Source organism: Streptomyces sp. NPDC048718 (genome assembly GCF_043198875.1).
Taxonomy (GTDB): Bacteria; Actinomycetota; Actinomycetes; order Streptomycetales; family Streptomycetaceae; genus Streptomyces.
On the sequence record NZ_JBICVG010000010.1, the window covers coordinates 41265 to 54382 of the forward strand.

A 13118-nucleotide genomic window follows, 5' to 3' on the forward strand; every position below is an offset into this window, starting at 1 on the left:
GGATACGGAGGCCCTACGAGCCGCAGCCGCAGCCGGAACCAGAACCGGAGCAGCAGCCGCAGCCAGAACCCGAACCGCAGCCCGCACCGGCTCCAAAGCCGGACGGCGCGTCGGCGGCAAGGCCCATCGCCTGGATGTCGTAGAGCCCGAAGGCCGGGTGGACGTAGACGTTGGTGACCCAGGGATTGCGGAAGTGCAGCGTCTTGTCGTGCACGAGCGGCAGCAGCACGGCGTGGTCCATGACCCGGCGCTCCACCTCCCGCCAGAGGCGGGTGCGTTCGGCGGGGTCGGTGCTGTGCAGGGTCCGGTCGATCAGCCCGTTGACCACGGGGTCGTCGAGTTCGGGCAGGTTCCAGTTGCCCCCGTTGCGCTTGATCTGCCGGCCGTCCACCAGAGGCGCGAGGAAGCCGTACTCGGTGGGGAAGTCCGCGCCCCAGTCGGTGACGATCAGCCCGAGCCCGTGCTCGCGGACCGTACCGGGGTGTCCGGCGCCGAGCCGGAAGTACGTGGCCACGTCGAGTTCCTTGACCGTCAGCCGGATGCCGACCCGGGCCACCGACTCGGCGAGCGCGTCGGCGACCATCCGGAACTTCCCGCGCTGGGTGCCGATCACCGCCTCGAAGCCGTCCGGCATTCCCGCCGCCGCGAGTTCGGCCCGGGCCGCCGCCAGATCGCCGCGCAGATCCGGACCGGCCGGGTACGGGTCGAGGTCCTGGTGCGCGGGCAGCCGCGGCGGGAACAGGGCCGAGGTCAGGTCCCCGCCGGTGACGGGACCGCCGCGGGCCTCCTGGAGGAGGATCCGGTCCGCCGCGTAGTGCACGGCCCTGCGCGCGTGGACGTCGCCGAACGGCGGAATGTGCGGCTGGACGGCGACGAAGTGCAGGAAGCTGGTGCGCGGGTTGTCGGTGTGCGAGCGCAGGACGTCGTCCTTCGCGACCCGGTGCTGGGCGGCGTGCTGGAGTCCCCGGCCCTCCAGGTTGATGTCGAACTCGCCGTCGATCAGGCGGGTGTCGAGCTCGTCGACGTCCACCCCGATGGCGAGCTCCACCCGGTCCGGCAGCGCCGGCCGCAGCGGGTCCGTCGCCCGGTCCCAGTACGGGTTGCGTTCCAGCGTCAGCCGGGCGCCGGGCCGGTGTTCCGCGACCCGGTAGGGCCCGCTGGACAGCGGTGCCTCGCCGTAACGGGCGCCGGTGTCGGCGCGCTGTGGCACCGGGGCGGTGCACGGCTGCGCCATCAGATGGTCGAAGTCGGAGAAGGGCCGGTTCAGGCGGAACACGATCGTGTGCTCGCCGTGTACTTCGACCGACCGCAGCGGCTTGTCGCCGCGGTACGGCCCCGGGTAGGGCCGGTCCGGGTCGTCGAGCAGCGGGACCAGGTACGTCGGCCCGCCCGGCAGTACGTCCTGCGCGAAGATCCGCAGGACGGCGTGCCGGACGTCGGCGGCCGTGATCGGGCTGCCGTCGTCGTAACGCAGCCCCGGCCGCAGCCGGTACGTCCAGGTCCGGCCGCCGTCCGCGACCTCGGCCGGGCCCTCGGCGAGGTCCGGGACCGGGACGAGCCCGGCGGGGCCGGGGTCGGTCGGATAGGCCATGAGGGTCCGGTTGAGCATCCGCTGGAGCAGCCACACCCACACGTAGTAGGTACGGGCCGGGTCGAGCGAGTCGACATCGGCGGACGAGACCAGGCGCAGCGTTCCGCCGCGCCGGCCGGACGGGTTGACCAGGGCTCCGGTACCGGCGTTCCAGCCGGGGCCGAGGCCGGGAGTCGGCAGCCCCTGGACGTACGGCAGGCTCGGCACATCCGGCAGGCCCGACGCACCCGGCCCGCCCGGCGTGCTCGGCGTGCTCGGCACACTCGGTGCACTCATCGCGAGGACCTCTCCAGTCGGAGGAGAAAGGAATGTTCCCGGGCGGCGAGACAGCCGCGCGCGAGCTTGGCCTCGACGCTGCCGATCCCGGCGTGCAGCACGGGCACGCCCCTCTCGGCGGCGGCCTCCATGACCCGGTAGTACAGGACGTCGTAATAGAGCGGCAGCTTGCCCTGGGCCTCGTAGTCGAAGCCGGCCCGGTGGCCGAACCACTCCTCCCGGCCCCGGGCGCGCGAGCGCAGCACCATGCCGAAGCCGATCGGCACCCCGTCCTTGCGGGCCACCGACACCATCGCGTCGTCGCCCATGACCTCGCCGATCCAGCCGATCATCCCGGCCGAGTGCTCGGGCGAGGCGGGATTGCCGTACTTCCGCAGCAGATTGCAGTCGAGCTCGCCGAGCCGGGGCACCAGCTCCGGGGTGATCCGCTCGATCCGCGTCTCGATGCCCGCCTCGGCCAGGGCCCGGCGCTCCAGGCGCACCCGGCGGCGCCGGTGCTTGCTCATCTCGGCGAGGAACTGCTCCCAGCCCCCGGGTGGCACGGCCAGCCAGGCGTAGTGCGCCGACGGGTGCGAGCGGTAGCCGCGCGCCGCCAGCAGCTCCATCAGGGCGGTGTCGCGTTCGTCGACGTGCGGGAAGCAGACGGTGGCCGCGCCGCGCTCGCGGGCGATCGCCTCGGCCTCCTCGACCAGGGCCGCCACGTCCTCGGGCAGGGCGCCCGAGGCCGTCAGCGGCCGGGTACGGCCCAGGTGCCGGCCGCCGCACACGAGCGACGGCAGCAGCCCCGCGGGGTCGCCGCCGGCGGTGTCCCGGAGCCGGGCGAGCGCCTCCGGTTCCTCCTCCGCGACGCCCTTGCCCAGCATCGCGTCGGGGCGGGCGAGCAGCCAGGGCACCGTGTCGTCGGCCCAGGCGGTGACCAGGGCCGCCATCGGCCGGCCGGCCCGGCGGCGGACCAGGAAGTCCATGGTGGTGCCGGAGTTCTTCTCCTGTACGGCGAGCCAGCGCGAGGACTGGAAGAAGTCCTCCGGGCCGGCCAGCTCCGCCCAGCCCGCCGCGTCCAGGGCGGCGGCCCCGGGCACCCGCTCCACCACGGCCCGCGCCCCGGCGGGCACGTCGCCGCTCACGAGCGCCCGGCCCCGGCGGCCCCGGAGCCGTTTTCGGCCCCGGCCCCGGCCCCGGCGGCACAGGCCCCGTTTTCGGACTCGTCCTCCTCGACCACGAAGTCGAGGCACGCGGCGGCCTTGTCGGCCAGCGCCCGCGCCTCCAGCCGGTCGGGCCCGGTGCAGTAGGTGAAGCCGACGCAGGAGGAGTTGTCCATGCGCTGGAGCAGCTTGTCGCCCTTCTCCACGTGCAGCAGCACCTGCACGCCGGGCACCGCCTCGGCCGCCTCGACGCCGTCGACCCGCTTCAGGGTGCCGCGCCGCGCCGGGTAGATCATGCGGACGGCGGCGCCGCCCCGGTGGACGACGGGCTCGATCGGCGGGACCTCGCCGATCGTGAGGAGCCACGCGTCGAGGATGGGACTGCGCCCGGTGACATCGGTGACCAGCATCGTCATACAGCTCGACGGGGTGCGCGGGTTGGCCTCGATGACCCGCCAGCCGGTCTCGGTGCGCCGCACCTCGGTGTGGCAGGGCCCGTGCCGGTAGCCGATCGCGTCCAGGGTGGCGCGGACGACGCCGTACAGCGCCTCGCGCTCCTCGTCGGGCAGCGGCACCGGGAAGGTGTGCCCGCACTCGATGTACGCCGGGTCGCCGAACAGGTCCTTGGAGGTGACGCCGAAGACATGGGTGTGGCCGTCGACGGTCATCGTCTCGACACTGACCTCGACCCCTTCGACGTACGTCTCCAGGAGCACCTCGCCGGTGCGCGGCTGACCGCGCAGGCTGCGTCTGACCCGGGTCAGTTCCTCGAACGCCTCGGTCAGCTGCGCCATGTCGTCGACCCGCCGGACGCCGTAACTGATCGCCTCGGCCGGCGGCTTGGCGATCATCGGGAAGCCGAGCCGCCGGGCGGCCTCGGCCAGCTCGCCGGCGCTGGAGACCAGCATGTGCGGGATGTTGTACGGCACGTCGCCGAGCGCGACCCGCAGCCGGTCCTTGACGTTGGCGGTCTCCACGGCCTCGGGGTCGGGCCCGGGCAGAGCGAGCCGCCGGGCCGCCCGCGCGGCGAGCAGCGTGTGATAGTCCGAGAACGAGGTGAGGCCGTCGACCAGCGGCCGGCCGGCGTCGTCGGTGACGACGGCGAGGACGGCCTCCAGGTCGGTGGTGTCGACGTCGATCACCCGGTCGACGGCCGCCGCCAGGGGGTGGGAGTCCCAGTCGTGGCCGTGGGTGTACCAGCTCCGGTCCCCGGTGAGCAGCCACACCTCCAGACCGTTCTCCCGGGCCTGGTGCAGGCCCAGGACGAAGGGATGGTTCTGCATGTGCTCGACGATCGCTATCCGCTTGCCCGCGAACGTGGCGTAGTCGGCCAGGGGTGTGGTCATCGAACCGCCTCCGAGAATCCCCGTGCAGTCGCTTGAGTCGCTTGAGTGGGACTCAGTTGACCGCGCCGCCCTCCCGGAGGTCACGGAGGAGACGGCGGAGCGCATAGGCGGCGGGCGAGGCGCATAGGGAGAACGGCGGCGGCGGGCACGCGGCGGGTGTCTCACACGGCGACGAGCCGGACCTGTCCTCCGCAGAGCTTGCTCATGTCGTCGGTGTCGGAGGTCAGCATGATCACCGGGCGCTGCTGCCGCAGGGCGGCTTCGGCCACGGCCGCGTCGATGGCGTACTTGTGACCGTGCAGGCCGGTGCTCATCAGCAAGGCCGAGGCCGCCTTCGCCTCTTCGTCACCCACCGGAATCACCCGCAGGCCGGACAGCAGCCATCCCAGCCGCGCCTTGTTCGTGCGGGTGTGCACGGCCTCGATGATGGTGAGCGCGCTGATCACCACTTCCATGCCGCGCGAACGCGCCTCCGCTACCAGGGCGACGACGGTCTCGTCGTCGGCGAGCAGGCGCGAGAGCCCCTCGCTGTCCAGAACCAGGGTGCCCTGGTGGCTCAGCTTGCGGCGGGCCACTGCTCGCCCTCGGCGAACTGCTCGTCCTCGGCGGGCCGGTCTTCCTCGGCGAGCATCCCGTCGAACGCATCGTCGAACACCTGCCTCGCCCGCCGCCGCGCTGGCTCGGACACCGGCCCCTTGCGGCGCTCGTAGTCGGCCAGGTACTCGTCCAGCACCTGCCCCCTCAACTCCCTTTCGACGGCAGCGGCGATGAACGCGGAGAACTCCCGCTTCCCGACCCGTTCCCGGATCGCCTCCGCGGTTCCCTCGGGCAGGGAGAGACTGACCCGGACCGCGGGCCCCTCGCCGACGCTGTACTCCTTCTCGGACATGGAGCCATTGTGTCAAACGAGTAGGAAAGCGGAAAGCCGCAACGCAAAACACCTCCCTGACCAGCATTGACGCAGGTCAGGGAGGTGTCATCCGGTGGAGCCTAGGGGAGTCGAACCCCTGACATCTGCCATGCAAAGACAGCGCTCTACCAACTGAGCTAAGGCCCCGGAACGAGACCAGAGTACCGGGTCACCCCCCGTATCCCGCAAAAGGATTGGGACTCCCCGGATCCGACCACTCTCCGTAAGATGCTGACCGGGGTTCGCAGTGGCGAACCCAAGGGATGGGGAGAAACATTCATGGACACAGCGCAGCAGGAAGCCACGGCAAGAGCCCGCGAGCTTCAGCGCAGTTGGTACGGGGAGCCGCTCGGCGCGCTCTTCCGCCGGCTGATCGACGACCTCGGGTTGAACCAGGCCCGGCTCGCCGCCGTGCTCGGCCTGTCGGCGCCCATGCTCTCCCAGCTGATGAGCGGCCAGCGGGCCAAGATCGGCAATCCCGCCGTGGTCCAGCGGGTCCAGGCGCTCCAGGAGCTGGCCGGACAGGTCGCGGACGGCAGCGTGAGCGCCGCCGAGGCGGCGGACCGGATGGACGAGATCAAGAAGTCGCAGGGCGGCTCGGTGCTGACCGCCGGCACCAACGGCCAGTCCACCGGGACGAGCGGGGCGCCGACCGTGCGCCGGGTGGTCCGCGAGATCCAGTCCCTGCTGCGCTCCGTGGCCGCCGCCGGCGACATCCTCGACGCGGCCGACTCGCTCGCGCCCGTCCACCCCGAGCTGGCGGAGTTCCTCCGGGTGTACGGCGCCGGGCGCACCGCGGACGCGGTCGCCCACTACGAGGCGCACCAGAACTGACGCGGGACGGCCGGATCCGGGGACGGGTCCGACCGGCCCACCGGCCCTCGGCCCACCGGCACGAGCCGAGCAGGACCGGCCGGATCCGGGGACGGGTCCGACCGTCCGGGCGGGGCGAACGGGACCGGGCCGGGCACGTCAGACGAGTTCGAATCGAAGTCGGGCAGTCGGCCGTCACGTCCGTCGCGGCAGCCGAGACGGACGTACGTACGGGGAGCGGGCGCAGCGCGATGGGTGAGGTCTTCGCGGGTCGGTACGAGCTGATCGATCCGATCGGCCGCGGCGGGGTCGGCGCGGTCTGGCGCGCCTGGGACCACCGGCGCCGCCGTTACGTGGCGGCGAAGGTGCTCCAGCGGAGCGACGCCCACTCGCTGCTGCGCTTCGTGCGCGAACAGGCGCTGCGGATCGACCATCCGCACGTCCTCGCCCCGGTCAGCTGGGCCGCCGACGACGACAAGGTCCTGTTCACCATGGACCTGGTGGCGGGCGGCTCGCTGTCGCACGTGATCGGGGACTACGGCGCGCTGCCGCCCCGCTTCGTGTGCACCCTGCTCGACCAGCTGCTGTCCGGGCTCGCCGCGGTGCACGCGGAGGGGGTCGTCCACCGCGACATCAAGCCGGCGAACCTTCTGCTGGAGGTCACCGGCACCGGGCGGCCGCATCTGCGGCTGTCCGACTTCGGCATCTCCATGCGCAAGGGCGAACCGCGCCTCACCGAGACCAACTACGTGGTGGGGACGCCCGGTTACTTCGCGCCCGAGCAGATGCTGGGCGCCGAACCGGACTTCACGGCCGACCTGTTCGCGGTCGGTCTGGTCGGGCTCTATCTGCTCCAGGGCGCGAAGCCCGACTCGGACGCGCTCGTCCGCCACTTCCTCGACCACGGCACCCCGGGCGCCCCGCAGGGCATCGCGGAGCCGCTGTGGCAGGTGCTCGCGGGGCTGCTCCAGCCCGATCCGCAGGCCCGGTTCCGGACGGCCACGGGGGCGCGCAAGGCGCTGAACACGGCGGCCGAACTGCTGCCCGACCCGGGTCCCGACGGCGAGGACCCGGTCGAGATCTTCGACCAGATCGGTCCGCTCCCGGCCGGCTTCGGCCCGGACGGCCCCGAAGCACCCGAAGCACCCGAGGCCCCCGAGGCCCCCGAACCGGACCTGGCGGCGCCGCTGCCCGGACCGTCCGAGACGGGCAGCTTCCATCTGCCGCCGCCCCCGCCCCGCACCCCCGCGCAGCCCGCTCCCACGCCCGCCGCGCCGGCCCCGGCACCCGCCCAGGCTCAGTCCCAGCCCCAGCCCCAGGCGCCGCAGCCCGCGTACGCCCCGCCGACGCCCGGATACGGTCCCCCGGCCACGCCCCAGGCGTCCTACGGACCGCCCTACGGCCCCGCCACCCCGACCGCCCCGTTCACACCACCGGCCCCGGTCCCGACCCCCATGGCGCCCTTCTCCGCGCCCGCGCACGCCCCGGCACACGCCCCCGCACTCACCCCGGCGCCCGTTCCGGCGCGCCGCCCCGGCCCTCCGGCCAAGGTGGCGGTCCCGGTCCTCGTCACCGCGCTGGTGTGCCTCGCCGTGGGAATCTGGGCGCTCATCCAGGCATAGTCCCGGCGGAACCACCCGCCCCGCCCGTCCCGGCGCCCGTCCCGACAGCCGCTCCCCCCGCCGACCGCCGGCCCCACACCCACCACACACCGAGCCCGAGCAGCAGCACCGTCCCGGTGCCGATCCCGGCCATGCCGACGATCCACAGGGTGCCGTCGCGCCCCCGCGCGGACGCACTCGGCCCGCTCGACCCGCTCTCGGCCGCGTCCCGGTCGTCGCCGGTCACCGCGAACGGCCCGGCGTCCCCCTGATAGGCGGGCCCGGCCTTGGCCTGCCCCCGGACGGTCACCCGCAGCGTCAGCGGCAGCGGCCCGTCCCCGTACGCCTCCGCCAGCCCGGGGCTCAGGGTGGCCGACAGGTAGTACCAGCCGGCGAAGCGCATCGCGCTGGTTTGGCTGTTGGAAGCGAAACGGTTCTCGTAGGCGACCGGCCGCCGCGCGTCGAGCGTCATGCTCGCCGGGCCGCCGGAGTAACCGCTCTGGCGGTCGTCGACGTGCCCGTACGCCGGGTTCTCCAGGGAGAGCGCGAGCGCACCGCCGAAGTACGTGTTCGCGGCCGGGCTGCTGCCCAGCTCGGCGCCGACGAAGAGCTGCTGGCCCCAGTCGACCGGCACCCGGTAGAAAACCGTCCGGCCGGGCCGCAGATCCGTCCGCCACTCGCCCTGGCCCAGGGAGACCGCCTCGTGCAGCCCCGCGCCGCCGTCGCGCCGCCGGGGGCCTCCGGCGGGCGGCTGGGGCGTACCGGAGGCCCAGACCTCCGGCAGCTTCGTCGGACCGACCGGCTTCACCCCCGGCTCGGTGCGCAGCCGGATCTCCAGCTCCCAGTCGCCCGGGTCGGAGTCCTCCTTGGAGGAGCGCTCGACGAGGACGTAGTACGCGCCCGCCCGCCGGCACGTACTCGAATCGGGCTTCAGGGTGCGATCGGCATATGCCACGATCGGCCGCCCGTAGTCACCGGACCCGAAGCCCTCGTTCTGGTAGCCGCACTGCGTCCCGGAGCCGTCCCGCATGCTCACCTTGAGGCCGTCGGCGAAGGTCGCCACGGTGCCCGGCTTCGGTACGGCGACCACCGAGGCATAGGCGTTCCGCTCGCCGTCCAGATCGACCCGGTAGTAGAGCTTGCCGTCCTTCGCGAGGGTGTCGCGGTACGTCCGGCCGTCCTCCAGCCGCTCGGCGTCCAGGGTCGAGACGGCGCCCTTCACCCGCGGGGCGTCCGCCTCGAACGCGTACCCCTGCCCGCCCGCTCCGGCCCGGGCCCCGGCAGCCCTGACCCCGTCACCACCGGCCGCCCACGCCGCCCCGCCCGGCACCGCGAGCGCCCCGCACACCGCGACGCACACCACCGCGCCCAGCACTCCCGCCGTACGACCGCGGCCGCCACCCCGTCGCCTGTCCACACGCGCCCCCTCCTCGTGTCCGTGCCCGAGACCCTACAGACGCACGGAATACGGACGGGCGTTCGCTCGGGTGAAGCGGGTGCCGGAATGAGAGCCCCCACGGACACCGAGGACAGCCTGCGAGGACACGAGAACCTGACCCACCCCGCAAACAGAGTGAGGCCCCGACCGCTTTCGCGGCCGGGGCCTCACTCACAGACGACGCTTCGTCTCACACACCCGAACCTGCGGGCACGGAGTCGGTCGCCTCCGTCCACAGATCCTGCTCGGCGCGATCCGCCTGGATCTGGCGGTACACGAGGAGCCCGCCGATGGCGGCCAGTGCGACCAGGAGAAGCTTCTTCACCGCGCGACCTCGTCTTTCGTAGGCGTAGGAATTCTGACGCCCACTCTACACACCGGCCCTCGTGGACAAAGCAATCGGCCCGGACAGGTGAACTGTCCGGGCCGATCCATACTGTGGGGCTAACAGGATTTGAACCTGTGGCCTCATCCTTATCAGGGATGCGCTCTAACCAACTGAGCTATAGCCCCGCCGCGCTTTGCGGAGTGTGTCCCGCGCGCTGACTCCTGAAGATTAGCGCACGTGGGGGCCAGTCCCAAAATCGGTTTCCCGGGGCGGCCCCCACGCGTCTCACTCGTCCTCGGCCAGCGTCAGCTCGACACCGCCCACGAAGCCCGCCGACAGGTTGTAGATGAACGCGCCCAGCGTCGCCAGCGCCGTCATCAGGACGACGTCGATCACGGAGATCACCGAGGTGAACATCAGCACCCGCGGCAGCGACAGGAAGGACTGCAGGTCGAAGCCGTTCGACTCGTTGGAGCCGGTGGCCTCGCTGATGGTGCCGCCGACGGTCGAGAAGACGCCCATGGCGTCCATGACCATCCACAGCACCGAAGCCGCCACCACCGTGCACACGCCGAGCGCGATGGAGAGCAGGAAACTCACCTTCATCACCGACCACGGATCGGCCTTGGCGACCCGCAGGCGCGCCTTGCGGGTGCGCGGCGTGGTGCGCGCGCCCGTACGGGGCTTGCGCGTCGCCTCGGCCCCGTTCTGGCCGCCCTGCGTCCCGCCCCCTGCCTTGGTGGCCGCGCCCTGACCGCCGGCGCCGTACGCCTGCGGCGGGTGGTACGGGCCCTGCTGCCGCTCACCGGCGCGCTCGCCGGGCAGCGGCCCGTTGTAGGCCTCGTACGAGGGCTGCTGCCCCCGAGTGTCCGTCACCGTAACCCCCTGGGAGTCCGTGGCGGAGCCACGGGCACCGTTTGATCCTGCGGACCGTCCGTCGACCGGACCGGTGCCCGTGGCTCCACTCACGCTCTACTCCTCGTGCTCCCCGGCCGGGGCTTACATGCCCTCGGCCGCCTCGGCCCCACCGGCCGACTCGGCTGCTTCCTCGACACCGCCATCGGCGCCGCCGTCGACGTCGACCTCGCCGCCGACCTCGACGTTGCCGTCGCCGTCGCCGTCCACATCGCCGTCCACGTCGTCGTCCTCGCCACCCGCCTCGGCGTTGCGGGCGATGCCGACGACGGCATCGCGCTTGCCCAGGTTGATCAGCTGGACGCCCATCGTGTCACGGCCGGTCTCCCTGACTTCGTTGACTCGCGTACGAATCACACCGCCGGACAGCGTGATGGCGAGGATCTCATCCGTCTCCTCCACCACCAGCGCGCCCACGAGCGAACCGCGGTCCTCCACGATCTTGGCGGCCTTGATGCCGAGGCCACCGCGGCCCTGGACGCGGTACTCGTCGACCCCGGTGCGCTTGGCGTAGCCACCATCGGTCGCGGTGAAGACGAACGTACCGGGCCGGACGACATTCATCGAGAGAAGCTCGTCGTCCTCACGGAAACTCATCCCCTTGACACCGGACGTCGCTCGTCCCATCGGACGCAGCGAGTCGTCCGTCGCGGTGAAGCGGATCGACTGCGCCTTCTTGCTGATGAGGAGCAGGTCGTCGGTCGCCGACACCAGCTCGGCGCCGATCAGCTCGTCATCGGCGCCGTTGTCCCGCTCGCGCAGGTTGATCGCGATGACACCACCGGAACGGGGCGAGTCGTAGTCCTTCAGCGCGGTCTTCTTCACCAGACCGCCCTTGGTCGCCAGGACCAGGTACGGCGCGGCCTCGTAGTCGCGGATCGCCAGGATCTGGGCGATCTGCTCGTCCGGCTGGAAGGCCAGCAGGTTGGCCACGTGCTGACCGCGGGCGTCCCGGCCGGCGTCCGGCAGCTCGTACGCCTTGGCGCGGTAGACACGGCCCTTGTTGGTGAAGAAGAGCAGCCAGTTGTGGGTGGTGGTGACGAAGAAGTGGTCGACGATGTCGTCCTGCTTCAGCTTCGTCCCGCGCACACCCTTGCCGCCGCGCTTCTGCGAGCGGTAGTCCTCGGTCTTCGTCCGCTTCACATAGCCGCCACGCGTGATGGTGACGACGATGTCCTCCTCGGCGATCAGGTCCTCGATGGACATGTCGCCGTCGAAGGGCACCAGCTGGCTGCGGCGGTCGTCGCCGAACTTGTCGACCAGCGCCGCCAGCTCCTCGCTGACGATCGTCCGCTGCTTCTCCGGCGAGGCCAGGATCGCGTTGTACTCGTTGATCTTCGCCTGAAGCTCGTCGTGCTCGGCGACGATCTTCTGACGCTCCAGGGCGGCGAGCCGGCGCAGCTGCATCTCGAGGATGGCGTTGGCCTGGATCTCGTCGATCGCCAGCAGGTCCATCAGGCCGCCGCGGGCCACCTCGACCGTGTCGCTGCGCCGGATCAGCGCGATGACCTCGTCGATCGCGTCGAGGGCCTTGAGCAGACCGCGCAGGATGTGGGCGCGCTCCTCGGCCTTGCGCAGCCGGAACTTCGTCCGGCGCACGATGACCTCGATCTGGTGCGCCACCCAGTGCCGGATGAACGCGTCCAGGGAGAGGGTGCGCGGCACGCCGTCGACGAGCGCCAGCATGTTGGCGCCGAAGTTCGTCTGGAGGTCGGTGTGCTTGTACAGGTTGTTGAGGACGACCTTGGCGACGGCGTCGCGCTTGAGCACGATGACGAGGCGCTGGCCGGTACGCGAGGAGGTCTCGTCGCGGACGTCGGCGATGCCGCCGATCTTGCCGTCCTTCACCAGGTCGGCGATCTTCTGCGCGAGGTTGTCCGGGTTGGTCTGGTAGGGCAGCTCGGTGACCACCAGGCACTGGCGGTTCTGGATCTCCTCGACCTCGACGACCGCGCGCATCGTGATGGAGCCGCGGCCCGTGCGGTACGCCTCCTCGATGCCCTTGCGGCCGACGACGAGCGCGCCGGTCGGGAAGTCGGGGCCCTTGATGCGCTCGATGAGCGCGTCGAGAAGCTCCTCGTGGCTCGCCTCGGGGTGATCCAGGAACCACTGGGCGCCGTCGGCGACCTCGCGCAGGTTGTGCGGCGGGATGTTGGTCGCCATGCCGACCGCGATACCGGCGGAGCCGTTGATCAGCAGGTTCGGGAAGCGGGCGGGCAGAACGGTCGGCTCCTGGGAGCGGCCGTCGTAGTTGTCCGTGAAGTCGACGGTCTCCTCGTCGATGTCGCGGACCATCTCCATCGACAGCGGCGCCATCTTGCACTCGGTGTAGCGCATGGCGGCGGCCGGGTCGTTGCCCGGGGAGCCGAAGTTGCCGTTGGAGTCGACGAGCGGCATCCGCATCGCCCAGGGCTGGGCGAGGCGGACCAGGGCGTCGTAGATCGAGGAGTCGCCGTGCGGGTGGTAGTTACCCATGACGTCACCGACGACGCGGGCGCACTTGTAGAAGCCCTTCTCGGGCCGGTAGCCGCCGTCGTACATCGCGTACAGGACGCGGCGGTGCACCGGCTTGAGGCCGTCGCGGACGTCGGGGAGCGCGCGGGAGACGATGACGGACATCGCGTAGTCGAGATACGAGCGCTGCATCTCGGTCTCGAGCCCGACGGGCTCGATCCGCATCTGCGGGCCCTCTTCTTCGGTGGTGCCGGTCGGCGTGGTTTCGTCGGCCATTGCTGGTCGTCAGTCCTTTCGTACGGTC

At 71.8% G+C, this 13118-nt stretch carries 11 protein-coding genes and 2 tRNA genes; 2 read left to right on the top strand and 11 right to left on the bottom strand.

The features are described from left to right. Positions 1–13 precede the first annotated feature (13 nt). From ACGFRB_RS20175 to ACGFRB_RS20200, 6 genes are all read right to left on the bottom strand, one after another. A complete protein-coding gene (locus tag ACGFRB_RS20175) occupies positions 14–1867 on the bottom strand; it encodes an ABC transporter substrate-binding protein (RefSeq protein WP_393244681.1) in 1854 nt (617 codons plus the stop codon). Then, positions 1864–2991, bottom strand: coding sequence for a GNAT family N-acetyltransferase (locus tag ACGFRB_RS20180; protein WP_393244683.1), 1128 nt, complete (start codon positions 2989–2991; stop codon positions 1864–1866). The genes ACGFRB_RS20175 and ACGFRB_RS20180 overlap by 4 nt, the downstream gene beginning before the upstream one ends. Next, positions 2988–4355 carry an ATP-grasp domain-containing protein gene (locus ACGFRB_RS20185; RefSeq protein WP_393244685.1) on the bottom strand — a complete coding sequence of 456 codons (1368 nt, stop codon included), beginning with the start codon at positions 4353–4355 and terminating at the stop codon, positions 2988–2990. The genes ACGFRB_RS20180 and ACGFRB_RS20185 overlap by 4 nt, the downstream gene beginning before the upstream one ends. A 161-nt stretch (positions 4356–4516) precedes the next feature. Then, the gene (locus ACGFRB_RS20190; RefSeq protein ID WP_393244687.1) at positions 4517–4930 is read right to left on the bottom strand and encodes a DNA-binding protein; all 414 of its coding nucleotides are present in this window, start codon (positions 4928–4930) and stop codon (positions 4517–4519) included. Continuing rightward, positions 4912–5244, bottom strand: coding sequence for a hypothetical protein (locus ACGFRB_RS20195; RefSeq protein ID WP_393244689.1), 333 nt, complete (start codon positions 5242–5244; stop codon positions 4912–4914). The genes ACGFRB_RS20190 and ACGFRB_RS20195 overlap by 19 nt, the downstream gene beginning before the upstream one ends. Positions 5245–5339: 95 nt before the next feature. Next, positions 5340–5412, bottom strand: a tRNA-Ala gene (locus tag ACGFRB_RS20200). Between the two features lie 132 nt (positions 5413–5544). Here ACGFRB_RS20200 and ACGFRB_RS20205 point away from each other — a divergent pair. Next, positions 5545–6099 (top strand): DNA-binding protein, encoded by a 555-nt coding sequence (locus tag ACGFRB_RS20205; RefSeq protein ID WP_363003595.1) that lies wholly within the window; start codon positions 5545–5547, stop codon positions 6097–6099. 230 nt (positions 6100–6329) lie between these two features. Further along, positions 6330–7700, top strand: a complete 1371-nt coding sequence (locus ACGFRB_RS20210; protein ID WP_393244691.1) for a serine/threonine-protein kinase — start codon at positions 6330–6332, stop codon at positions 7698–7700. On the opposite strand, the gene ACGFRB_RS20215 is transcribed toward ACGFRB_RS20210, so the two are convergent. The 5 genes from ACGFRB_RS20215 to gyrA all read right to left on the bottom strand — a co-directional run bounded on the left by ACGFRB_RS20215 (position 7687) and on the right by gyrA (position 13090). Then, on the bottom strand, positions 7687–9096 hold the full coding sequence (locus ACGFRB_RS20215; protein WP_393244693.1) for a hypothetical protein: 1410 nt from the start codon (positions 9094–9096) through the stop codon (positions 7687–7689). The genes ACGFRB_RS20210 and ACGFRB_RS20215 overlap by 14 nt on opposite strands. A 211-nt stretch (positions 9097–9307) precedes the next feature. Continuing rightward, positions 9308–9442 carry a DLW-39 family protein gene (locus tag ACGFRB_RS20220; RefSeq protein ID WP_003958712.1) on the bottom strand — a complete coding sequence of 45 codons (135 nt, stop codon included), beginning with the start codon at positions 9440–9442 and terminating at the stop codon, positions 9308–9310. A gap of 114 nt (positions 9443–9556) precedes the next feature. Then, a tRNA-Ile gene (locus tag ACGFRB_RS20225) sits at positions 9557–9630 on the bottom strand. 100 nt (positions 9631–9730) lie between these two features. Further along, positions 9731–10321 carry a DUF3566 domain-containing protein gene (locus ACGFRB_RS20230; protein ID WP_393244695.1) on the bottom strand — a complete coding sequence of 197 codons (591 nt, stop codon included), beginning with the start codon at positions 10319–10321 and terminating at the stop codon, positions 9731–9733. A 123-nt stretch (positions 10322–10444) separates the two neighbouring features. Then, the gene (gyrA, locus tag ACGFRB_RS20235) at positions 10445–13090 is read right to left on the bottom strand and encodes a DNA gyrase subunit A (protein WP_363003586.1); all 2646 of its coding nucleotides are present in this window, start codon (positions 13088–13090) and stop codon (positions 10445–10447) included. Between the last annotated feature and the right edge of the window lie 28 nt (positions 13091–13118).

Bases quoted from the DNA above. Each gene is read 5' to 3' on its own strand.
- ACGFRB_RS20205 (WP_363003595.1), top strand. From the start codon at position 5,545: ATGGACACAGCGCAGCAGGAAGCCACGGCAAGAGCCCGCGAGCTTCAG.
- ACGFRB_RS20210 (WP_393244691.1), top strand. From the start codon at position 6,330: ATGGGTGAGGTCTTCGCGGGTCGGTACGAGCTGATCGATCCGATCGGC.
- ACGFRB_RS20185 (WP_393244685.1), bottom strand. From the start codon at position 4,355: ATGACCACACCCCTGGCCGACTACGCCACGTTCGCGGGCAAGCGGATA.
- ACGFRB_RS20195 (WP_393244689.1), bottom strand. From the start codon at position 5,244: ATGTCCGAGAAGGAGTACAGCGTCGGCGAGGGGCCCGCGGTCCGGGTC.
- gyrA (WP_363003586.1), bottom strand. From the start codon at position 13,090: ATGGCCGACGAAACCACGCCGACCGGCACCACCGAAGAAGAGGGCCCG.
- ACGFRB_RS20175 (WP_393244681.1), bottom strand. From the start codon at position 1,867: ATGAGTGCACCGAGTGTGCCGAGCACGCCGAGCACGCCGGGCGGGCCG.